This is a genomic window from Mesorhizobium sp. M1006 (assembly GCF_040318825.1).
Lineage (GTDB): Bacteria > Pseudomonadota > Alphaproteobacteria > Rhizobiales > Rhizobiaceae > Mesorhizobium.
Genome location: NZ_JAMYMZ010000037.1, coordinates 1 through 21,973, shown reverse-complemented (window position 1 = coordinate 21,973; position 21,973 = coordinate 1). Strand labels below are relative to the sequence as shown.

The window sequence follows — 21,973 nt, the reverse complement described above, 5'->3', positions numbered from 1 at the left end:
GATGTATGTCGCGGTAAAGGGTGGCGAAGCGGCCATTCGCAACGCCCACAAACTGCTCGCCGACCGCCGGCGCGGCGACCGCTCGGTGCCCGCACTTCGCCTCGACCAGATCGTCGAGCAGCTGGCGCTCGGCGTCGACCGGGTGATGAGCGAAGGTTCGCTCTACGACCGGGAATTGGCGGCACTCGCCATCGTCCAGGCGCGCGGCGACATGATCGAGGCGATCTTCCTGGTTCGCGCCTATCGCACGACGCTGCCGCGTTTCGGCTACACAAGGGCGATCGACACCGGCACGATGCTGGTCGAGCGACGGGTGTCGGCGACCTACAAGGACCTGCCCGGCGGCCAGCTGCTCGGCCCGACTTTCGACTACACCCACCGCCTGCTCGATCCCGAGCTCGCCGCCGGCGGCGATGTCGCCGAACCGGAGCAGCGCGCAGGCGAGGCGGAAGCCATGCCGCGCGTCTCGGCCATCCTCGCCCGCGAAGGCCTGATCGAGCCCGACGGCGACATGCCTGGGGATCATACCCTCGGCGACATCACCCGCGAGCCGCTCGAATTCCCGATGGCGCGCGACATCCGCCTGCAGGCGCTGTCGCGCGGCGACGAGGGGTTTCTGCTGGCGCTCGGCTATTCCACCCAGCGCGGCTACGCGCGCAACCATCCCTTCGTCGGCGAGGTTCGCATCGGCGAGGTCGAACTGGAACTGGACGTGCCGGAACTGCCCTTTGCCGTGCCGCTCGGCAGCATCCGCGTCACCGAATGCCAGATGGTCAACCAGTTCAAGGGCTCGGCCAAGGCGCCGCCGCAATTCACCCGCGGCTATGGCCTCGTCTTCGGCCAGAGCGAGCGCAAGGCCATGGCCATGGCGCTATGCGACCGCGCGCTGCGCGCCTCGGAGTTGGGTGAGGATGTCATCGCCGCAGCGCAGGACGAGGAGTTCGTCATCTCGCATTCCGACAATGTCCAGGCGACCGGCTTCGTCGAGCATCTGAAGCTGCCGCATTATGTCGACTTCCAGGCCGAGCTCGACCTCGTGCGCCGCATGCGCGCCGAGCATGATGCCCGCGAAAATGCCGGCAAGGCCGAAGAAAAGAGGGAGGCAGCGGAATGAGTGCACAACCAGCGGACATCGCCACCTACAACTTCGCCTATCTTGACGAGCAGACCAAGCGGATGATCCGCCGCGCCATCCTCAAGGGCATTGCCATCCCCGGCTACCAGGTGCCGTTTGCCTCGCGCGAAATGCCGATGCCCTATGGCTGGGGCACCGGCGGCGTGCAGGTCACCGCTTCGATCATTGGCCCGGACGATGTGCTCAAGGTCATCGACCAGGGCGCCGACGACACCACCAATGCGGTTTCGATCCGCGCCTTCTTCAAGAAGGTCGCCAATGTCGCCGTCACCACCGAGACGGCCAAGGCGACCATCATCCAGACGCGCCACCGCATTCCCGAATATCCGCTGAGTGCCGGCCAGGTGCTGGTCTATCAGGTGCCCATCCCCGAACCGCTGCGCTTCCTCGAACCACGCGAGACGGAGACGCGCAAGATGCATGCGCTGGAGGAATACGGTCTGATGCATGTAAAACTCTACGAAGACATCGCCAGGCATGGCCGCATCGCCACCACCTACGCCTACCCGGTCAAGGTTGAGGGCCGCTATGTGATGGATCCCTCGCCGACGCCGAAATTCGACAATCCGAAGATGCACCGTTCGCCGGCTTTGCAATTGTTCGGCGCCGGCCGCGAAAAGCGCATCTACGCGCTGCCGCCCTTCACCGATGTGGTCAGCCTCGATTTCGAGGACCATCCGTTCGAGGTGCAGACCTTCGACCAGCCCTGCGCGCTGTGCGCGGCCGAGAACGTCTATCTCGACGAGGTCATCCTCGACGACCATGGCGGCCACATGTTCGTCTGCTCCGATACCGATCATTGCGAGAGGCGGCGCGCGGAAGGCCACTGCGGCCATCTCGCGCCCGAGACCCATCTTGCCCCAGGAAAAACGGAGCCGGCGCAATGACAGACGAACCGCTGCTGCGCGTTTCGGCGCTGTCCAAATTCTACGGCTCGCGCGTCGGCTGCGAGAACGTCACATTCGACCTCTGGTCGGGCGAAGTGCTGGCGGTGGTCGGCGAATCCGGTTCCGGCAAGACGACTTTGCTCAACTGCCTGTCAACTCGACTGCTGCCCAGCTCCGGCACCGCCAGCTACCGGATGCGCGGCGGCCAGTTTCGCGAACTTTACCGCATGAGCGAGGCCGAGCGCCGCTTCCTGATGCGCACCGATTGGGGTTTTGTCCATCAGAACCCGGCCGACGGGCTGCGCATGACGGTGTCGGCCGGCGCCAATGTCGGCGAGCGGCTGATGGCGGTCGGCGACCGCCACTATGGAAAAATCCGCGCCACCGCGGTCGACTGGTTGTCGCGTGTCGAGATCGACGAAGACCGCATCGACGACGAGCCGCGCGCCTTTTCCGGAGGCATGCGCCAGCGCCTGCAGATCGCCCGCAACCTCGTCACCGGGCCGCGGCTGGTGTTCATGGACGAGCCAACCGGCGGCCTCGACGTCTCGGTGCAGGCGCGCCTGCTCGATCTGTTGCGCGGCCTGGTCACCGATCTCGGCCTGGCGGCCATCGTCGTCACCCACGACCTTGCAGTGGCACGTCTGCTGTCGCAGCGCATGATGGTGATGAAGGACGGCCGCGTCGTCGAAAGCGGCCTCACCGACCGCGTCCTCGACGATCCGCGCGCGCCTTATACCCAGTTGCTTGTCTCCTCGATTCTGCAGGTGTGACGATGATTGCTCCGGCGTACCCCCCTCTGGCCTGCCGGCCATCTCCCCCTCAAGGGGGGAGATCAGCAGCTTTTATGTCCCGCCCGTTCTGCGACACAGGAGAATGGCGAAACCGAATGCGACAGCCAATCTCCCCCCTGAGGGGGAGATGGCCGGCAGGCCAGAGGGGGGTGTTGGCCCGCAGACGAATGACGATTGGAGAACGCTCTGATGGCAACCCCGCTCGTTGTCTCCGATGTCGCGAAGAGCTTCACCATGCATCTGCGCGACGGCATCAAACTGCCGGTGGTCGCCGGTGTCTCGTTCGCGATCAGGGCCGGCGAATGCGCCGTGCTCGGCGGCCCGTCCGGCGCCGGCAAGAGCTCGATCCTGAAAATGCTCTACGGAAATTATGCCGCCGATGAAGGCCAGATCATCGTCCAGCACGAGGGCGGGCTCATCGATCTCGCCTCGGCCAGCCCGCGCACCGTGCTTGCCGTGCGCCGGCTTACCATCGGCTATGTCAGCCAGTTCCTGCGCACCGTGCCGCGTGTCTCTGCGCTCGATGTCGTGGCCGAACCGCTGGTCGAGCGCGGCGAGGAGCGCGAGGTCGCGCACGGCAAGGCACGTGCCTTGCTGGCGCAGCTCAACCTGCCGGAAAAGCTCTGGGCGCTGCCGCCGGCGACGTTCTCCGGCGGTGAACAGCAGCGCGTCAACATCGCGCGCGGCTTCATCACCGAGCACCCGATCCTGCTGCTCGACGAGCCGACCGCTTCGCTCGACGCCAGGAACCGCGACGTGGTGATTTCCCTGATCGCCGCCAAGAAGGCGGCGGGCGTCGCTTTGCTCGGCATCTTCCACGACCACGACGTGCGTGAGGCGGTGGCCGACCGTATCATCGACGTGACCGCCTTCGCCGCCGGAAAAATTGCCGCATGACAAGGAAACTGTCGGAGGCGCCGGTGATCCACGAGACGGCGCAAGTCGAGAACTCGACGCTTGGCCGCTGGACCGAGATCACCGAGCGCTGCCGGGTTTCCGAAAGCACGCTCGGCGACTATTCCTACATGATGCAGGACTGCGGCGTCTGGTGCGCAACGATCGGCAAATTCGCCAACATCGCCGCAAGCGTGCGCATCAACGCTACCAACCATCCGACCTGGCGGCCGACGCTGCACCATTTCACCTATCGCGCCTCGGATTATTGGGACGACGCCGAGCACGAGAGCGAATTCTTCGCCAAGCGCCGCGCCAAACGCGTCACCATCGGCCACGACACCTGGCTCGGCCACGGCTCGACCATCCTGCCCGGCGTCATCGTCGGCGATGGCGCGGCGGTCGGTGCCGGTGCGGTGGTGTCGAAGGACGTCGCGCCCTACACCATCGTCGCCGGCGTACCGGCCAAGCCGATCCGCGAACGCTTCGACCGCCGCACCGCGGAACGCTACCAGGCGCTCGCCTGGTGGGACTGGGATCATGCAAGGCTGCGCGCCGCGCTCGACGATTTTCGGGAGCTGTCGGCGGAGGCGTTTCTGGAGAAATATGGCGGCTAAGGGATCGTGAATGGTGAACGGTGAATGTGAATGGGGGCAGCGGACAGGTTTCGAGACTCAGGGAAGCCGTTCTTATCACCATTCACCATTCGAGCTTCTCGCGCCGAGTTGATCCCGCCCCGCTCCAGGCTGTGGGCAGTAACAAAACTGACATCGTTCCGACACCGCAGGTTCATGCGGCTGCGCTAGCCAGGGTTAACAGACCTTCAATTGCGATTGGACTGGAGCCTGCACCATGTCAGCTACGCTCGAAATCCGCGGCGTCACCCGCCGGTTCGGCAAGAACACCGCCGTCAGCAATGTTCACATCGCGATTCCGCAGGGCCAGATGGTCGGCATCATCGGCCGTTCAGGCGCCGGCAAATCAACGCTTCTGCGCATGATCAACCGCCTCATCGATCCCAGCCAGGGATCCATCCTGTTCAACGGCGTCGAGGTCTCCGGGTTGCGCGGCTCGCCGCTCCGGCGATGGCAGCGCGACTGCGCCATGATCTTCCAGCAGTTCAATCTCGTGCCGCGCCTCGATGTGCTGACCAATGTGCTGCTCGGCCGGCTCAACCACCGCTCGACGCTGTCCAACCTATTTGGCATGTTCTCCCGCGGTGAATGCGCCGAGGCGGTTGCAGCCCTCGAGCGCCTCGACATCGCCCGCACCGCCCTGCAGCCGGCCGGCACGCTTTCCGGCGGCCAGCAGCAGCGCGTTGCGATTGCGCGCGCCATGATGCAGCAGCCGAAGGTGTTGCTGGCGGATGAGCCGATTGCCTCGCTCGATCCGCTCAACGCCAAGGTGGTGATGGATTCGCTGCAGGACATCAATTTGCGCGAGGGCATCACCGTCATCACAAATCTGCATACGCTGGATACGGCCCGCACCTACTGCAACCGCATCATCGGCATGGCCGCCGGCAAGGTCGTCTTCGACGGCTCGCCCGAAGCCCTCAACCGCGAGGCCGTGCGCATGGTCTACGGCACCGACAGCAATGGCGGCGAAATCTCCGAGGCCATCACCTCCACCAGTGTCGCCATCAAACAGAAAATCGCTGCATCCGCCGGACCGCTCGAGCCCGCATTCCCGGGATATTGAGAACGGCCTGATCGCCCGCCCGCGTCAAAGGCACCTGTCAAAAAATTCTAACGCTACCGGCGCGAGGCCGGGACCAACAGGAGAGAGATAATGTTCAGGAAGATGGTTTTTGGCGCCGTTTCATTGCTCGCCATCGCGGCAAGCGCCGCTCACGCCCAGGATATCAAGGAATTCCGCATCGGCATCCTTGGCGGTGAAAACGAAGCGGACCGGCTGCGCAACTTTCAGTGCCTCGCCGATCACCTGAAGTCCGAATTCGGCTTCGAGAAGGTCTCGCTGTTCCCGGCCGCCGACTATGACGGCGTTATCCAGGGCCTGCTCGGCGGCACGCTCGATTTCGCAGAGCTTGGCGCGTCGGGCTATGCCAGCGTCTACCTCAAGGATCCGAACGCCGTGACCCCGATCCTCACCACCCAGCAGACCGACAGCGCGACCGGCTATTATTCGATCGGCCTTGCGCTGAAGTCGTCCGGCATCACCGACATCAAGTCGGCCAAGGGCAAGAAGCTCGGCTATGCCGACCCGGATTCGACCTCCGGCTACCTGATCCCGCTGACCCAGATCCCGAAGGACACCGGCGCTTCGAACGAAACCTTCTTCGCCTCGACCCAGTTCAATGGCGGCCACGAGAACAACCTTCTCGCGGTTCGCGACGGCAAGGTCGATGTTGCGGTTGACGACTCCTCGGGCATCGGCGACTTCAAGAACGGCTACACCTCCGGCACCTTCCACAAGGAAGTCGCCAAGGGCGCCGTGGACCCCAACGATTTCGTTGAAGTCTGGCGCTCCGGCTTGATCCCGAACGGCCCGCTGGTCGTGCGCACCGCACTCGGCGGCGACATGAGCGCCAAGCTCGCCAACTTCTTCACCAGCCTGCCGGCCAAGGACAAGCCTTGCTTCGAGGCCATCGAAGGCGGCGATTTCACCGGCTACGTTCCGGTGAAGCCGGACTTCTACAGCGTCATCGTCGAAGCCCGCAAAGCCGCGATCGGCGGCTGACGACAATTGCGGAAAGGGCGGCGTCCTTCAGCGCCGCCCTTTTTGCGTGTCCGCTCGTGACCCCGTATGACCTTCGCCGCTACAATTCGTTCAGACGCGGTCCGGCAGGCAGCAGACGCCTGGCGACGCCAGACGTCCTTGCGCCGGTTCTACACGGCGCTCGGCATCGGCTCACTGCTTGTCGCCATGTGCACAGCCATGTGGTTCGCCGACGAGGCCAATGCCGGACATTTCTTCGATCGGCTGCCGCACATACTGGATTTCCTTAGTTGGCTTGTTCCCAAGGACTGGAACGACGTCTGGCGGGCGCTGTTCGACATCGCATCGCCGCACGACAAGGGCAGCCAAGAGTTCAACTTCCCGCTTGGCCGCGTCTATCTCTGGGGCGGTTTTTATCTACCCGAATATTTCGAGCTGATGCTCACCACGCTTAACGTGGCGCTGGTTTCCACTTTCATCGGCTTTGTCTTTGCGGTGCCCTTTTCCTTCATCGCCGCGCGCAACTTGACGCCCAGTCCGGTGCTCAGGCTCGTCGTCAAGCGCTTCATGGAACTGCTTCGCGCCTTCCCCGAGATCGTCATTGCCGGCCTGTTCGCAGCCATCCTCTCGACCGGCCCGGTCGCAGCCATCATCGCCATCGGCCTGCATTCCATCGGCGCTCTCGGCAAGCTCTTCTACGAGATCAACGAAAACATCGACATGCGCGCCGAAGAAGGCCTGCGCGCGGTCGGCGCCAACTGGTTCGAGCGCGTGCGCTTTGCCGGCCTGCCGCAAGTGCTGCCCAATTTCATGTCCTACACGCTGCTCAGGATCGAGATCAATGTGCGTATCTCGACCATTATCGGCGCGGTCGGCGGTGGCGGCATCGGCGAGGAACTGAAGCTCTCCATCTCGCGCGGCTTCGGCGCCAAGACGCTGGCATTGGTGCTGCTGCTGTTCACGACGATCTTCCTCGTCGACCAGTTTTCCGCCTGGCTACGCCGCAAGCTCGTCGGCGAGCAGGCATTCATGATGGGTGCCTGACCATGATCCCAAAAAGTGGATTCCCGTTTTTGGAAAAGATCATGGCAAATCAACAAGAAGACTGCCCATGGCCGCAATGACCGCCGATGAGATGCGGTCGATCGAGGAGCGCTTCCCCCAAGTGTTCCGGCGGCCCTTGTACAAACGCTTCGGCCCGCTGGTCCTGTTCACCGGCATCCTGCTCTATCTCCTCTACGCCTTGTGGTTCTTCAGCCTGCCGCAAGTGCTGAGGGAATCGCACTGGGAGCGCCTGCCGCTCTTCCTGACGCAATGGATCAGCTACGATCTGCAGCCGGAATTCCGTCTCGACCAGCCTCAGATCACACCCAGATATCCGCGTTTTTCGGCGCTCGGCGAAGACCCGCATCCCGATTGGGTCATCACCAACGCCAACGGCTCCTACACCGTCCTGATCGACGGCCGGGCCAAATCGGTCACCTTCGACAAGGCCGAAGCGACGCTTGTCGCCAATGGCCAGGCGGTGCCGATGTCGTTGACCAGCGGCAAACCGGTAATATCCGGCCCGGTGCCGGAGTGGATCACCGCGCATGACGATGAGATCGTCGCCAGGATGGGCTTTGCCGGCGAGGTCCGCATAACCGTCGATCGCGTCAAGGTCCGCAAACGCTTCCTCGGCTGGGCGAATTTCGTCTTCGACACACGCTCGCCCTTCTTCGGCAAGTCGCCCGGCGAGGTGGTCTCGTTGCTGATGTCCGGACCCCAGCTCAAGCCGGGCACATCAAACATTGCGCTGGCCGCCGACAATATCTGGAACAACGCCCAATGGCAGCATGGCGACGTCTGGACGAAGCTGTTCCAGACCATCGTCATGGCGTTTCTCGGCACCTTGCTCGGCGGCATCGTTGCCTTCCCGCTCGCCTTCTTCGCCGCCCGCAACATCACCCCGAGCGGCCTGCTTAGCCAGGTGCTAAAGCGGTTCTTCGATTTCATGCGTTCGGTCGACATGCTGATCTGGGCGCTGTTCTTCACCCGCGCCTTCGGCCCGGGCCCGCTTGCCGGCAGCGCCGCGATTTTCTTCACCGAGATCGGCACGCTCGGCAAAGTCTATTCGGAGGGCCTCGAGAACATCGACGACAAGCCACGCGAGGGCATCCAGTCGACCGGCGCCAACGGCTTGCTGGTGCAGCGCTATGGCGTGCTGCCGGAAGTGATCCCGGTCTTCATCAGCCAGACACTCTATCAGTGGGAATCCAACACCAGGGGCGCGACGATCATCGGCGCCGTCGGTGCCGGTGGCATCGGCCTGAAGCTCTGGGAGGCGATGCGCACCAATTCCAACTGGGCCAATGTCTTCTACATGGTGCTCTTGGTCCTGCTCGTCGTTTTCATCTTCGACAACATTTCCAATTTCCTGCGCCGCCGCTTGAGCAGGACGATCCACGACTACAACCGGATCCAGGCCGGCCAGGGCTGACAGAGGCGTTGCGCAGGCGTGCGGTTAGGGCGCCTTCCTCCATCCATTCCTGATATGCCTGTAGCCGTCGCGGTAGACGGCTTCCGGGCCTTCGGAAAAGTCGCGCCACACCTTGGTGGCCGCGGCCAGATCCTTCAGCGAGCGGCCGAACGCCTCGATCGTCAGCCAATCGTCATAACCGCTCTTGCGGATGGCAGAGAACGTCTCTTTCCAAGGGACGTGGCCGCGGCCCGGCACGCCGCGATCGTTCTCCGAAATGTGGATATGGACGATGTTCTTGCGGTTGCGCGTATAGGCCCCGATCGGGTCAGCCTCTTCGATGTTGGCATGGAACGTGTCGTACATCGCCTTGATGTGCGGCCGGTCGATCGCGTCGATATGCGCCGACAAATCGTCCATCGTGTTGAGCAGATAGCATTCGAAGCGGTTGAGCGCCTCCAGCCCGATGGTGACACCCTTGTTGCCGGCATGGTCACCGATGACGCGCTGCGAAGCGACCGAACGTTTTTTCTCGGCCGCCGTCGGCCCGCTGCCGGAGAAGACCCCGAGTGTCGAATGGAGCGGGCCGCTCAACGTGTTCGCGCCAAGCGCCTGAGCGCAGTCGATCGTCGATTTCATGTAGTCGATACCGGCCTTGCGCGTCGAGGCATCCGGCGAGATCAAATTCATCGCCGGATCGCCCATCGCCGAGACGGCGGTGCGTTGCAGCCCGATACGGTCGAGCAGCTCGCCGAGTTTCCTGTAGTTGTCCGGCGTGCCGGAGAAGACCGGTATCTCGACGCCGTCGAAGCCGGTCGCCTTGATGTCCCTCAACAACGGCTCGTGTTTTTTTGAGACACTGGTCGTCCACAACAACATGCACATGCCGATTTTCATCGACGCCCCTCCCCTTTTTACGGCCGGGCTTGCTCCTCCGGCGACTTCGCCACAAGCCCCCTCATCCGGCCGCTTCGTGGCCACCTTCTCCCCGCCGGGGAAAAGAGGTGAACGCCAGCGCCAACGATCTCCTCTCCCCACGAGGAAAGGTCGGATTGCCCCGAATTGCCTTGCAATTCGGCTGGCAATCCGGGTGACGGGGACTTCCCATTAACCGGGCGCAGCGATTAAAGCTTCGTCCACGCTCCGTTCTTCTTCGACGACTTCACGCAGGCCTCGATGAAGGCCATGCCCTCGACGCCGTCCTGCACGGTCGGGAAGACGACATCCTTGGCCGGCTTCCCGCCCTTCCGGCGCGCTGCACGAATAGCCCGCGCGGCTTCCTGATAGATGTTGGCGAAACCTTCGAGATAGCCTTCCGGATGCCCTGGCGGAACGCGGCTGACGCGCCCGGCGACGGGGAGCGCGCCGGCGCCATTACGGGTAATCAACTGCTTCGGCTGGCCGAACGGCGTGTACCAGAGATAGTTCGGGTCGGCCTGCACCCATTCGAGGCCGCCCTTCGAGCCGTAGATGCGCAATTTCAACCCGTTCTCGTGGCCGGGCGCCACCTGGCTTGCCCAGATCATTCCCTTCGCCGGGTGCGACCCGCCGACCGGCTTGAAGCGCAGCAGCACATTGATGTTGTCGTCGAGCAGCCTCCCCGGCACGAAGGCATCGAGATCGGCCGACAACGAATCGAGCTCCAGCCCGGAGACGAAACGGGCAAGGTTGTAGGCATGCGTGCCGATATCGCCCAGCGCACCGCCGGCACCCGCCTGCTTCGGGTCAGAGCGCCACGCAGCCTGCTTCTGGCCGGTGGCGGCCAGGTCTTCGGTCAGCCAGTCCTGCGGATATTCCGACTGCACGATACGGATATCGCCGAGCTGTCCCTTGGCCACCATCTCGCGTGCCTGCCGCACCATCGGATAGGCGGTGTAGTTATGCGTCAGCACGAACACCTTGCCGGTCTTCTCGACCAGCGCGGCCAACCTCTTCGCCTCGGCCAGCGACGTCGCCAGCGGCTTGTCGCAGATGACATGGATGCCGGCCTCGAGAAAAGCCTTGGCTGCCGGCACGTGCACATTGTTCGGCGTGACGATGGCCACCGCCTCGATGCCATCCGGCCGCTTGGCCTCCGCCTTGGCCATCTCGGCATAGGAGCCGTAGCTGCGTGCCGGATCGAGCCCAAGCTCGGCCGCCGAGGCCTTGGCGCGCTCCGGATTCGACGAGAGGGCCCCGGCAACCAGCACGAACTCGTTATCAATGCGCGCCGCGATGCGGTGCACCGCGCCGATAAAGGCGCCTTGTCCGCCGCCAACCATGCCGTAGCGGATCGGACCGCCTCCCGTTTCCGTCTTCGATGCGCCAACCATGATTTTCTCCCTCGTCACTGAAATACCCCTCCGCTGAGGGGAAGGTGGCCCGCACGGCCGGGTGGGGTTGGTTCATGCCGAGCTCTACGCCCGGCGACCCCACCCCGATCCGCTGCGTGGATCGACCCTCCCTTCGAGGGGGAGGGATATCTGTGCTAGATCCCCATCATGCCGCGCAGCATCTTTTTATCGGTCGTGCCGCCGGCGAAGTCGTCGAATGCTTTTTCCGTCACCCTGATGATGTGGTGCTGGATGAAGGGAGCGCCTTCGGCCGCACCATCCTCCGGGTGCTTGAGGCAGCATTCCCATTCCAGCACCGCCCATGAATCGTAATTGTATTGAGTGAGCTTGGAGAAGATGCCGCCGAAATCCACCTGCCCGTCGCCGAGCGAGCGGAAACGCCCGGCACGGTTGGTCCAGCTCTGGTAACCGGAATAGACACCTTGCCGCCCGGTCGGATTGAACTCGGCATCCTTGACGTGGAACGCCTTGATCCGCTCGTGGTAGATGTCGATGAATTCGAGATAATCGAGCTGCTGCAGCAGGAAGTGCGACGGGTCGTAGTTGATGTTGCAGCGCTTATGGCCGCCGACCGCATCGAGGAACATCTCGAATGTCGCGCCGTCGAACACGTCCTCGCCCGGATGAATTTCGTAGCCGACATCGACGCCGTTCTCGTCATAAACGTCGAGAATCGGCTTCCAGCGCTTGCCGAGTTCGGCAAACGCTTCCTCGATCAATCCCGCCGGCCGCTGCGGCCAGGGGTAGAGGTATGGGAAGGCCAACGCGCCGCAAAACGACACCGACGCCTTGAGCCCGAGATTCTTCGACGCCTTGGCGGCGAACTTCATCTGTTCGACCGCCCATTGCTGCCTTGCTTTTGGATTGTTGTGCACCGCAGCCGGCGCGAAGCCGTCGAACTGCGCGTCATAGGCGGGATGCACCGCCACCAGTTGCCCCTGCAGATGCGTCGACAGTTCGGTGATCTCGACGCCGGCATCGGCGCAGATGCCCTTCACCTCGTCGCAATAGGCCTTGGAGGAGGCTGCCTTCTCGAGATCGAACAATCGGGCGTCCCATGTCGGGATCTGCACGCCCTTGTAGCCCAGACCAGCCGCCCATTTGGTGATCGAGGCCAGCGAATTGAACGGCGCGGCGTCGCCCGCAAACTGCGCCAGGAACAGACCAGGCCCCTTCATCGTCGTCGGCATCGGCATCTCCCTATGTTTCACGACCAAGCATAGCGCCGATTGAAAACAGGGCCAGCGTCTTTGGTCTCTTTGCACAGCGCGCTCAGCGCCGCTATTCTGGTATTACCAAATGCCGAAATCCGGTCAAGCCATTTGACGCGCTGCCGCGGTCCTGCAACCATGCCGAGTTAGGCCACATGTTTAAGTATAATCAATAGCATAGACAGGAGCCAACGCTTGATGGCAGCACTTCTTGCCGTCCAGATGAAATTACTGTAGACCTCCCATCAGGCCCAATTGGTCGAACCAGTTTGCAAAAAATGCTGGGACGCCTTGGGGAAGAATCATGCGGCACGCTTCGGCAGAGTGCGCCGCAGGCGAACTGGTACAGGCGATTCTGGGAAGGATAGACCATGCATCTTTCGACGCACAATTGGATGCGGGCGGAGCCGCTGGAAACGACGCTCAAGCGCATCAAGAAATTCGGCTACGAGTCGATCGAGATCTCCGGCGAACCCGATCAGTACAAGCCCAAGGAGACGCGCGCACTGTTGAACGAGTACGGCATTCGCTGCTGGGGAGCGGTGACGCTGATGCTGGGCGAGCGAAATCTCGCCGCCAAGGACCAGGGCCAACGCGAGCGCTCGGTGCAGTATGTCAAGGACGTGCTGACCATGGTCAGCGAACTTGATGGCGAGATCATCACGCTGGTTCCGGCCACCGTCGGCAAGGTGGTGCCGGACGGCACCGAGGAAGAGGAGTGGAAATGGGTGGTCGACGCCACCCGGGAATGCTTCACCCACGCCAAGAAGGTCGGCGTCAAGATCGCGGTCGAGCCACTCAACCGCTTCGAGACCTATCTGTTCAACCGCGGCGCCCAGGCACTGGCGCTGGCCGATGCGGTCAGCCCCGAATGCGGCGTCTGCCTCGACGCCTACCACATCCACATGGAAGAATTTAACGTCTACGACGCCATCCGGCAGGTAGGCAAGCGCCTGTACGACTTCCATGTCGCCGACAACAACCGCTTCGCCGCCGGCCTCGGGCAGATCGACTGGCCGAAGATCGTCGGCACGCTGAAGGAGATCGGCTATGACGGCGCGCTGACCAATGAATTCGTCGCCCCCGTCGACCGCACGCCGGCTGCCCCCTATCCCGACATGGTCGAACGCAACCCCGTCGACATCTCGCCGGAGCAGCTGAAATTCATTCAGGACCACGGCTCCAGCGTGCTCACGGAGAAATTCTACACCGACCAGATGCGCATCAACGCGGAAACGCTGCTGCCGCTGATCAAGTAGCCGAGCCGTTTGGAAAGAGCCCTTCCGCCTCACCGCGGCCGGGCCGAGGATGAACATGCGCATCAAGACGGTCCAAGCCTGGTGGGTCCGCATACCGATCGAAGCCGCGAAGCAGCACCGCAGCGACTTCGGTCAGGTGGCGACGTTCGACGCCGCCATCCTGCGCATCGAGACCGACGACGGGCTGGTCGGCTGGGGCGAGGGCAAGAATGCCGCCGGCAGCGCCGGCAGCTACGGCGCCCTTGTCCATTTGCTGAACTACGAGGTCGGCCCGCAGCTGGTCGGCCGCGACCCGGCTGACATCGGCGTCATCTGGGAGATGCTCTATAATGGCACGCGCCACGACAGCGCCGCTCGCGCCGGCCACGCCATGCCGCAATTGGCGCGACGCGGCATGAGCATCGCGGCTATCAGCGCCGTCGACATCGCATTGTGGGACATTCTTGGCAAATCGCTCGGCGTTCCGGTCTGGCGGCTGCTCGGCGGCCGCAAGCTGGACCGCATGCCGGCCTATGCTTCCGGCGGCTGGGCCACTGCGGAAGCCATCGGCGACCAGCTGCAGTCCTACATCGCCAAGGGCGGTTTCAAGGCGCTGAAGATGCGCGTCGGCGCCATGGACGGCGCCCCACATATCTCGGCCGCTCGCGTCCGTGCCGCCAGACGGGCGCTCGGTCCCGATATCGACCTGATGGTCGACGCGCACGGCACCTACACGGTGGCCGAAGCCAAGCGCTTTATCCATCTCGCCGGCGACCTCGATCTCGCCTGGTTCGAGGAGCCGGTGATCGCCGACGACAAGCCCGGCATGGCCGAGGTGCGCGCCTGCGGTTCGATCCCGATCGCCACCGGCGAAAGCGAGGCGACGCGCTATGCCTTCCGCGACCTCGCCGTGCTCAAATCCGCCGATATCTTCCAGCCGGATCCGGCCTTTTGCGGTGGCATCAGCGAGGCGATGAAGATCGGCACCATCGCCAGCGCCTTCAATCTGCGCTTTGCGCCGCATCTTTGGGCCGGCGCGCCCTGCTTCTTTGCCGGGCTGCATGTCTGCGCCGCTTCGCCGGCGAGCTTCACCGTCGAATATTCGCTCGGCGCCAACCCGATGATCCACGATCTGATCGAAGAGACTGTCGAAGCAAAGGACGGTATGGTAGCGATCCCTGATAGACCCGGGCTGGGATTCACCATTTCGGAGCGGTTCCTGGAGGCGCACGCGCAACACGGCTGACATGAAAGAAAAGAACCTTCTCGCGGAACTCGCCGCCTATCTGTTCTCCCATTCGGACAAGGAGACGGGCCGCACGCCGTCGGAGCGCGAACTGGCAGAGCATTTCAGCGTCAGCCGCGGCCAGATCCGCGAGGCGCTGGCCATTCTCGAGGCCATGCGCATCGTCGAGCGACGGGCGAAATCCGGCATCTACATCGATACGAAGCAGGCGAGCGTCGAGGCGATGGCGCTGTTCGCCCGCGCCGGCCTGCCGCTCGATCCCGTCCAGATCTACGAGACGGTCGAGTTGCGCAAGATCCACGAGATCAAGGCCGCCGAACTTGCCTGTTCACGCGCCACCGAGGAGAATTTCGAGCGGCTGCGCGAGATCCTGAAGGCCTCCGAGGATCGCATCGCCGCCGGTGAAGGGCTTGCCCGGGAAGACCGCGAGTTCCACCTCGAGATCGTGCGGGCGACCAAGAACAGCGTCTTCCACAATATCTGCAGCGTCTACTACATGATGGGTGAACTGCGCCTGCCGATCTATTTCAACGATCCCGAACGCAGCGTGCGCTCCCATGCCGAGCATATCCAGATCTACGAGGCGCTGCTGCGCCGCGACGGCAATCTCGCCCAGGCGCTGATGAGCGCCCACCTGCAAGGCGCGGAAAGCTACTGGAAGGGGCTGATCGAGGGGCGTGGGGCGGAACCGGAAAGCCCTGCGCTCGAAAAGGCCTGAAATGCCCAAGATCCTGTCAACACACAGACTGCACCCTCGTGCCGCTTCCATGCTGACCGGGGCCGGCGAACTCGTCGTTGCTTCCGCCCTCGATGCGGCCACGCTGGCCGCCGAGGCAAGGAACGCCGATGTCATCATCGTTCGCGCTCCCTTGCCTGCGGCGCTTTTCGAAGGCGCGAAGAAGCTCAGGGCCGCGATCCGCCACGGCGCCGGGCTGGACATGGTACCGATGGAAGCGGCCAATGCGGCCGGCGTGCTGGTGGCGAATGTGCCGGGGGTGAACGCGCGATCTGTCGCCGAATATGTGATGTTCGCGGCGCTGGCGCTGCTTAGGCGCTTCCGTGTGTTGGACCGCGACTTGCGTGCGAAGGGCTGGCTGGCGGGCCGCGAACACACGGTGGTAGCCAGCGAGCTCGCGGGCAAGATGATCGGCATTGTCGGCCTCGGCGCGATCGGTCAGGCGGTTGGCCACATCGCCGCCCATGGGTTCGATCTGAATGTGGTGGCGACGACGCGCAGCATGCGGCCGGCGCCGGACAGGGTCGGCTTCCTGTCGATCGATGCACTCATCGAGCAGAGCGACATCATCGTTCTGTGCTGCCCGCTGACGCCCGAAACACGGGGGCTGATCAGCCGCGAGCGCATTGAGCGGATGAAGCCGGATGCGCTGCTGATCAATGTTTCGCGCGGGCCGGTGATCGATGACGACGCGCTGATCGAGGCCTTGCAGAAGGGGCGCATCGGCGGCGCTGCGCTCGATGTTTTTGCTACACAACCGCTACCGCCCAACCATCCTTATTTTGGCTTCGACAACGTCATCGTCACCCCGCACATGGCTGGGATTACCGAGCAGTCGATGATGCGCATGGGCGTCGGCGCGGCTGGCGAAGCCTTGCTGGTGCTGGCCAACAGATTGCCGGTCAATCTGCGCAACCCCGAAGTGGTCGAGCACTACCGGCGGCGGTTCCCTGCCGATTTCTGAAAGCGCCCCAATTTTCCCGAATTCGCCGGCGATGGTGCCGGCATGGCAAGCGTCACAAAATTCCTGCTGACCGCCGGCTTCTGCGTGGCGACGGCGCAAGCCTTCGCCAACGAACAGGGTAGCTACGTGTTCTGCGACAACGGCATACGCTGCCTGGCGGCGCCCTGTCCATCGAACAGCGCACTCGACCTTGCTGCTGGGAAGCTCATCAAAGGCGTTTCAATCGACATCGATCGCCTGCCGCAACAAGACAAGGCGCTCGATCTTTCAGACAAGCTCTATGCCGGCAAGGTCGTTGTTGTCGGCTCGATCGAGAACCGTACCCGGACCTTCAACGGCAAGCGGTACACCCTGCCTTGGCTGGTCGCCACCAGCATCGAACGCGCCGCCAAGGACAGCGAACGCGGCCACTGCTCGTCGCGCTGACACGCGCTGTGCGATCAATTTGCAAGCAGCCCCTCCACGCCGGCTGCGATGCGCAGCAGGTGGTGGTCATGGCCATTGCGCGCCACCAGCATCAGCCCGGCCGGACGCGTCATTCCCGGCATCGGCAGCGAGATGGCTGATAGATCGAACTGGTTGGCGACCTGCGTGTTGCGCAGCAGAAGGCCTTCCATCCTGTTGCACAGCGCCTCGTCGCTGGTCATCGACACGATCGTCGGCGCCGTCACCGGTGTGGTCGGCAGGGCCAGCACGTCGACCGACGCCAGCCGGTCATCCATCGCGGCGGCCAGCGCCGTGCGGCGGCGCATTGCCCTGATATAGACCGTGGCCGGAATGGCGGCGGCGCGCGACAATGGCCCGCTTACCCGCGGATCGACCGGCCTCGTCGCTCCCGCCGCCAGCCAGTCGGCATGGATCTCCGCCCCTTCCATCGCCGCGATAGACGCGCGTTGGGTTGCCACGCGCAGATCGGCAAGCAGGTCGTCGATCGACAGCTCCACAAGCCGTGCGCCGCTAAGCTCCATCTTGCGCAGACACCGGTCGAACGTCGTCGCGACCTCTTCGTGCGTATCATCGAACAGCACGCCGCGCGCAATACCGATGCGCAGGCCGTCCAGCGGCAGCGGCAACAGTGCCGCCAGGTTTTCGCCCGACATCACTGCATCGGCCGCCGCACATTCGGCGACGGTGCGGGCCAGCGGACCGATCGAGTCCAGCGTGGCTGACAGCGGAAACGCACCCGCAAGCGGCACGCGCCGCGCAGTCGGCTTGAAACCGACGACGCCATTCAGCGATGCCGGAATGCGCACCGAACCACCGGTATCGGAACCGATGGAGATTTCGCTGGTGCCTTCGCCCACCGAAACGCCGGCGCCTGAGGAGGAGCCGCCCGGAATACGGCTGGCATCGCTAGCATTGCCGGGCGTGCCATAATGTGGATTGACGCCGATCGCAGTAAAGGCGAACTCGGTCATGTTGGTCTTGCCGAGGATGATTGCACCGGCCTGGCGCAACTTTTGCACGACAATGGCATCCCGCAGCGCCGGCGCTGCGTTGGCGAGCAGCAGAGAGCCCGCCGTGGTCGGCTCGCCGGCGACATCGAACAGATCCTTGATCGAGACGATCGCCCCATCGAGCGGCCCGAGCGTGACGCCGGCTTTTCGCCGCGCATCGGTGGCGTCCGCCGCCGCCCGGGCGGCTTCCGGGTAGAGCTTTACGAAAACCCTCTCATCGTCGACGCGAGCGGCAAGAGACGAAAGAATTGCTTCGAGGTGATCGCGGGCTGATTGCATTTTTCGGTGTCGGACTCCGCGCGCTTGCAACGTCTTAAGGTAGCAGCCAGAAACTGGCCGCAGGAGACATAGCCCGGCGCGGTCGGATTTGCACCTGTCGAACCGAAGGAGGAAGGCGCGATGCTCTACCAAGGCAGCTGCCACTGCGGCAAGGTCGCGTTCGAGGTCGAAGGCGAGCTGACCGGAGCCGTTCGGTGCAATTGCTCGATCTGCTCGCGCAAGGGTGCACTGCTATCGGCAGTTCCGCATGAGAGCATGCGGGTGCTTGCCTGGGGCGATGATCTCGGCCGCTACAGCTTCGGCAACCATGTCATCGCCCACCGCTTCTGCCGCAGCTGCGGCATTCACCCCTTCGCCGAGGATGTCGGCGAAGGGAGCGGGCGAAGTGCCTATATCAATATTAATTGCATCGAGGCGTTGGACGTCGCCGCCGTGCCGGTCTTCGACTTCGACGGCCGTTCCGTTTAGGCCTTGGGGTCGTCGATCGGCTTGGGGCCAAGGAAGAACGCCGCCAGTGCCGCAAGCAACGTCGCCGCCGCGCAATAGGCGAAGGCGGTGGCAACGCCGGTATTGTCGACAAGCAGGCCGCCGAAGACGGCGCCCAACGCAATGGCGACCTGGAACGTCATAACCATGAGCCCACCGGCGCTTTCCGCCTGATCGGGGGCGGCCCGCACCAGCCAGGTCTGCAGCCCGACTGGGACGGCGCCGAAGGCAAAGCCCCAGCTGGCCACTGCTATTGCAGCCACGACGGGTGAACCTCCGACCACCAGCAGCAGGAGCGCCGAAAACGCGATCAGCAGGGGCGCCAGGCTGACGGCTGCCTTGAGGCTGCGTTCGGCAATGAAGCCGCCGGCAAAATTGCCGAAGAAGCCACCAATGCCGTAGGCGAGCAGCACAAGCGAGATCGTCTCGATGTCCAGCGCGGGCACCTTCTCGAGAAACGGGCGGACATAGGTGAAGCCGGCAAAATGTCCCGAGGCGACCAGTAGTACCACCAGCAGTGCCACCCTGATCATCGGCCGCTTCATCACCTCCAGCAGCGTGCGAAAACCTGCCGTACCTGCAGGCGGCAGCTTCGGAATGGTAGCCACCTGCACCAGCAGCGCCAGCGCTCCGACCACGGCGGCGATCATGAACGCCGTCCGCCAGCCCCAGATGTCGCCGACATAGGCGCCGACCGGAGCCGCGCAGACCGTTGCCACCGAAACGCCGGTGAGAATGATCGACATGGCGCGCGGCATCAGCCGCATCGGAACGAGCCGCATCGCCATGGCTGCCGACATCGACCAGAAGCCGCCAAGACTGATCCCGAGCATGATGCGGGCAATCAGAAGAACGGGAAGCGAGGACGCAAACGCGGCCACCAGGTTTGACAGCACAAGCAGCACCGTCAGCGCCCACATGACCAACCTGCGGTCCAGCCGCTTGGTGACAATGGCCATGGTCGGCGCCGCAATCGCGCCGATGACGGCGGTTGCCGTTACCGCCTGCCCGGCGGCGCCTTCGGTGATGCCGAGATCCTGCGCAAGCGGCGTCAGCAGGCTGGCAGGCAGAAATTCCGCGGTCACCAGGCCGAAGACTCCGAGCGCCAGGGAGACCACTGCCCCCCATGCGGGCTCGGATCGTTCGCCGGTTTCCGATGGGTCGAGAACGGCGTCCATGACGCCTGTCGCGGGTTCGGTCATGAGGGATCTCCGATCTGGTTGCAGCGCAGCATCTGGCTGCAGTGCAACATAGGGAGTGACTGTCTGGAGTTTCCATGCTAGAAACACCATTATGCTTGACCGTTCGTCCAAAATCCCCGTCACCGGTGATCCGCTGACAGACATATTGCGCGGATTGCGCCTCGAAGGCGTCGATTACGGCCGTTGCGAGATGAAGGAACCCTGGGGCATCCATTTTCCGGCTCAGGCGGCGGCACGGTTTCATTTCATCGGCCGCAAAGGCTGCTGGTTGCTGCAGCCGTCCGGCGAATGGGTGGAACTGAAGGCTGGCGACGCGGTATTGTTGCCGCGCGGCTCAGCCCACACGCTGGCGAGCGAGCCGGGTACCGAGGCGGCGCCGATCCACGGCTATGAGGTCGAGGAAATCTGCAAGGGTGTCTATTGCATGTCGAATGACGGCATGCCCGGCTGCCGTCCGGGGACCTTGCTGTTTTTCGGCAGCATGTATTTCAATCTCGATGGCTTGCACCCCTTGCTCGGCATGATGCCGGACGTGATGCGCGCACATGAGTTGGAGGCCTATGAGCCAGGTATCCCGCATTTGCTGGAAGCGATGGCCCGCGAGGTGACGATGGAGCGCGTCGGCTCCGGCGGCATCCTGGCGCGGCTGGCCGATGTGCTCGCCGCGACCGTCATCCGCTCATGGGTCGAGCGCGGCTGCGGCGACTCTTCCGGTTGGATTGCGGCGGTCAGGGACCGCGAGATCGGCCGGGTGCTGGCCGCGATCCATCTGGAACCGAACCGCGACTGGACGGTGGAAGCTCTGGCGAAGATGATGGGTGCCTCGCGATCAGGTTTCGCCGAGCGCTTCGCAACCATTGTCGGCGAAACACCGGCAAAGTACGTCACGCAGGTGCGGATGCACCAGGCGAGGCAATGGCTGGTCCGCGACCGGCTCAAGATTTCCGTCGTCGCGGCTCGTCTCGGCTACGAATCCGACGCCTCCTTCAGCCGCGCCTTCAAACGGGTCATCGGATCGCCGCCTAGCCATTTCCGGGCCGAGGAACAGGCTGATATCCGCCAGGCCGGCTAAACGTTGGCCGGGTTATTGCTCGGTGATGCAGGCCGAGCCGGCGCTGCTCTTGCAATATTTGCCGGAAGCCCCGCACCTGCCATCCGAGACTTCCACGACGGTGCCGCTCAACAACAGCTTGCAGTCGCTGGTGGACAGATTGACCGTGCCGTTGAGATCCTTGATCCTCTTGGCGTCGACCTTCGCGCCGGCGACAACTTTCTTGGCTGCCTGCGCCTCGCCCAGATGCGCCGCCGACAATCCCATACCGGCGACGAGTAGGATCGTCGCAAAACCGCGAAATAGAGTTCCCATAGCCAACCCTCCGTTTTGGGCCTCCAAATTGGGCTTGCAAAGCCCGTTTGGGACCAAAGGATCAGCCTATTCGACAAATCGGAGCATCCGCATCCCCCGTATGGGGGATGACGGGAAGACTCGAGCATTTAGCAGCCAAGGGAATCACTCGACGTCGCACAAATGCGGCTAAAACACATGGTTTAGAGCGGTATGCACGGCTCGATTTGAACGCATCCGTTCTAGCTGCAGCAAAGAGGCTTGTACTTAGCCGGCGTGACGCAGGCTTATTCCGCTGCCCTTGTCGAACAGCACCACCTTGTCCGGGTTCCAGGCAAAGCGCACCGGCTGCTCTATCTGCACGTCGGTCCTGGCCGGCACGGTGGCGCGCAGCATGGTGTCGCCGACCCGCAGCGTCAGGATCTTTTCGACGCCATGGTTCTCGACATCGTGGACCCGCGCCTCGACCGGCGCGCCGGTCTCGAGATAGACGTCTTCAGGGCGAATTCCGAAGACGAGCGGGCGACCGTCGGTCGCCGCGCCCGTCTTTTGGGGGGGGGGGGGGGGGGGGGGGGGGGGGGGGGGGGGGGGGGGGGGGGGGGGGGGGGGGGGGGGGGGGGGGGGGGGGG

General features: G+C 63.7%; 22 protein-coding genes and 1 pseudogene. 16 read left to right on the top strand and 7 right to left on the bottom strand.

The annotated features are described in order from the left end of the window. Position 1: 1 nt before the first annotated feature. From NKH60_RS26160 to phnE (NKH60_RS26120), 9 genes are all read left to right on the top strand, one after another. A complete protein-coding gene (locus tag NKH60_RS26160) occupies positions 2–1,114 on the top strand; it encodes a carbon-phosphorus lyase complex subunit (RefSeq protein WP_352818401.1) in 1,113 nt (370 codons plus the stop codon). Then, positions 1,111–2,022 (top strand): alpha-D-ribose 1-methylphosphonate 5-phosphate C-P-lyase PhnJ, encoded by a 912-nt coding sequence (locus NKH60_RS26155; protein WP_352834312.1) that lies wholly within the window; start codon positions 1,111–1,113, stop codon positions 2,020–2,022. The genes NKH60_RS26160 and NKH60_RS26155 overlap by 4 nt, the downstream gene beginning before the upstream one ends. Further along, positions 2,019–2,795, top strand: a complete 777-nt coding sequence (gene phnK, locus NKH60_RS26150; RefSeq protein ID WP_352818408.1) for a phosphonate C-P lyase system protein PhnK — start codon at positions 2,019–2,021, stop codon at positions 2,793–2,795. The genes NKH60_RS26155 and phnK overlap by 4 nt, the downstream gene beginning before the upstream one ends. 210 nt (positions 2,796–3,005) lie before the next feature. Then, on the top strand, positions 3,006–3,713 hold the full coding sequence (gene phnL / locus NKH60_RS26145) for a phosphonate C-P lyase system protein PhnL (protein WP_352539450.1): 708 nt from the start codon (positions 3,006–3,008) through the stop codon (positions 3,711–3,713). Further along, positions 3,710–4,327: a DapH/DapD/GlmU-related protein gene (locus NKH60_RS26140; protein ID WP_352823326.1), complete on the top strand. Its 618-nt coding sequence runs from the start codon at positions 3,710–3,712 to the stop codon at positions 4,325–4,327. Before phnL ends, NKH60_RS26140 begins: the two co-directional genes overlap by 4 nt. A 235-nt stretch (positions 4,328–4,562) precedes the next feature. Then, positions 4,563–5,411 (top strand): phosphonate ABC transporter ATP-binding protein, encoded by an 849-nt coding sequence (phnC, locus tag NKH60_RS26135; RefSeq protein ID WP_352613127.1) that lies wholly within the window; start codon positions 4,563–4,565, stop codon positions 5,409–5,411. Positions 5,412–5,501: 90 nt separating this feature from the next. Continuing rightward, positions 5,502–6,410 carry a phosphonate ABC transporter substrate-binding protein gene (gene phnD, locus NKH60_RS26130; protein WP_352834308.1) on the top strand — a complete coding sequence of 303 codons (909 nt, stop codon included), beginning with the start codon at positions 5,502–5,504 and terminating at the stop codon, positions 6,408–6,410. A 66-nt stretch (positions 6,411–6,476) separates the two neighbouring features. Beyond that, the gene (gene phnE, locus NKH60_RS26125; RefSeq protein ID WP_023675195.1) at positions 6,477–7,433 is read left to right on the top strand and encodes a phosphonate ABC transporter, permease protein PhnE; all 957 of its coding nucleotides are present in this window, start codon (positions 6,477–6,479) and stop codon (positions 7,431–7,433) included. Between the two features lie 67 nt (positions 7,434–7,500). Further along, positions 7,501–8,868, top strand: coding sequence for a phosphonate ABC transporter, permease protein PhnE (gene phnE / locus NKH60_RS26120; RefSeq protein ID WP_352613131.1), 1,368 nt, complete (start codon positions 7,501–7,503; stop codon positions 8,866–8,868). Positions 8,869–8,892: 24 nt separating this feature from the next. Here phnE (NKH60_RS26120) and NKH60_RS26115 read toward each other — a convergent pair whose 3' ends face one another. From NKH60_RS26115 to NKH60_RS26105, 3 genes are all read right to left on the bottom strand, one after another. Beyond that, positions 8,893–9,744 (bottom strand): sugar phosphate isomerase/epimerase family protein, encoded by an 852-nt coding sequence (locus NKH60_RS26115; RefSeq protein ID WP_352823333.1) that lies wholly within the window; start codon positions 9,742–9,744, stop codon positions 8,893–8,895. Between the two features lie 227 nt (positions 9,745–9,971). After that, a complete protein-coding gene (locus NKH60_RS26110; protein WP_352814567.1) occupies positions 9,972–11,159 on the bottom strand; it encodes a Gfo/Idh/MocA family protein in 1,188 nt (395 codons plus the stop codon). Positions 11,160–11,314: 155 nt separating this feature from the next. Beyond that, positions 11,315–12,370, bottom strand: a complete 1,056-nt coding sequence (locus tag NKH60_RS26105; RefSeq protein ID WP_352823336.1) for a sugar phosphate isomerase/epimerase family protein — start codon at positions 12,368–12,370, stop codon at positions 11,315–11,317. A gap of 392 nt (positions 12,371–12,762) precedes the next feature. Here NKH60_RS26105 and NKH60_RS26100 point away from each other — a divergent pair, with 392 nt between their 5' ends. The 5 genes from NKH60_RS26100 to NKH60_RS26080 are packed head-to-tail and all read left to right on the top strand — an operon-like array spanning position 12,763 to position 17,001. After that, positions 12,763–13,650: a sugar phosphate isomerase/epimerase family protein gene (locus NKH60_RS26100; RefSeq protein WP_352448392.1), complete on the top strand. Its 888-nt coding sequence runs from the start codon at positions 12,763–12,765 to the stop codon at positions 13,648–13,650. Positions 13,651–13,705: 55 nt separating this feature from the next. Further along, positions 13,706–14,875 carry a mandelate racemase/muconate lactonizing enzyme family protein gene (locus tag NKH60_RS26095; RefSeq protein ID WP_352474076.1) on the top strand — a complete coding sequence of 390 codons (1,170 nt, stop codon included), beginning with the start codon at positions 13,706–13,708 and terminating at the stop codon, positions 14,873–14,875. Between the two features lies 1 nt (position 14,876). After that, positions 14,877–15,593 carry a FadR/GntR family transcriptional regulator gene (locus NKH60_RS26090; protein ID WP_292661187.1) on the top strand — a complete coding sequence of 239 codons (717 nt, stop codon included), beginning with the start codon at positions 14,877–14,879 and terminating at the stop codon, positions 15,591–15,593. A 1-nt stretch (position 15,594) separates the two neighbouring features. Continuing rightward, positions 15,595–16,575, top strand: a complete 981-nt coding sequence (locus NKH60_RS26085; RefSeq protein ID WP_352474074.1) for a hydroxyacid dehydrogenase — start codon at positions 15,595–15,597, stop codon at positions 16,573–16,575. Between the two features lie 42 nt (positions 16,576–16,617). After that, the gene (locus tag NKH60_RS26080; protein WP_352474072.1) at positions 16,618–17,001 is read left to right on the top strand and encodes a hypothetical protein; all 384 of its coding nucleotides are present in this window, start codon (positions 16,618–16,620) and stop codon (positions 16,999–17,001) included. Positions 17,002–17,015: 14 nt separating this feature from the next. Here the strand turns inward: NKH60_RS26080 and NKH60_RS26075 are convergent, their stop codons facing one another. After that, the gene (locus tag NKH60_RS26075; RefSeq protein ID WP_352474071.1) at positions 17,016–18,311 is read right to left on the bottom strand and encodes an amidase; all 1,296 of its coding nucleotides are present in this window, start codon (positions 18,309–18,311) and stop codon (positions 17,016–17,018) included. Positions 18,312–18,431: 120 nt separating this feature from the next. On the opposite strand from NKH60_RS26075, the gene NKH60_RS26070 reads away from it, so the two are divergent. Continuing rightward, positions 18,432–18,779: a GFA family protein gene (locus NKH60_RS26070; RefSeq protein WP_352834302.1), complete on the top strand. Its 348-nt coding sequence runs from the start codon at positions 18,432–18,434 to the stop codon at positions 18,777–18,779. Here the strand turns inward: NKH60_RS26070 and NKH60_RS26065 are convergent. Continuing rightward, the gene (locus NKH60_RS26065) at positions 18,776–19,999 is read right to left on the bottom strand and encodes an MFS transporter (RefSeq protein ID WP_352448398.1); all 1,224 of its coding nucleotides are present in this window, start codon (positions 19,997–19,999) and stop codon (positions 18,776–18,778) included. The two genes, NKH60_RS26070 and NKH60_RS26065, sit on opposite strands and share 4 nt — an antisense overlap. Before the next feature lie 91 nt (positions 20,000–20,090). Between NKH60_RS26065 and NKH60_RS26060 the strand changes: the two genes are divergently transcribed. Next, a complete protein-coding gene (locus NKH60_RS26060) occupies positions 20,091–21,071 on the top strand; it encodes an AraC family transcriptional regulator (RefSeq protein WP_352474069.1) in 981 nt (326 codons plus the stop codon). Positions 21,072–21,083: 12 nt separating this feature from the next. On the opposite strand, the gene NKH60_RS26055 is transcribed toward NKH60_RS26060, so the two are convergent. Both NKH60_RS26055 and NKH60_RS26050 read right to left on the bottom strand, forming a co-directional pair. Next, positions 21,084–21,365 carry a hypothetical protein gene (locus NKH60_RS26055; RefSeq protein WP_352834299.1) on the bottom strand — a complete coding sequence of 94 codons (282 nt, stop codon included), beginning with the start codon at positions 21,363–21,365 and terminating at the stop codon, positions 21,084–21,086. A gap of 246 nt (positions 21,366–21,611) precedes the next feature. Beyond that, a pseudogene (locus tag NKH60_RS26050) lies at positions 21,612–21,887 on the bottom strand (TOBE domain-containing protein); the annotation flags it as partial. Positions 21,888–21,973 lie beyond the last annotated feature (86 nt).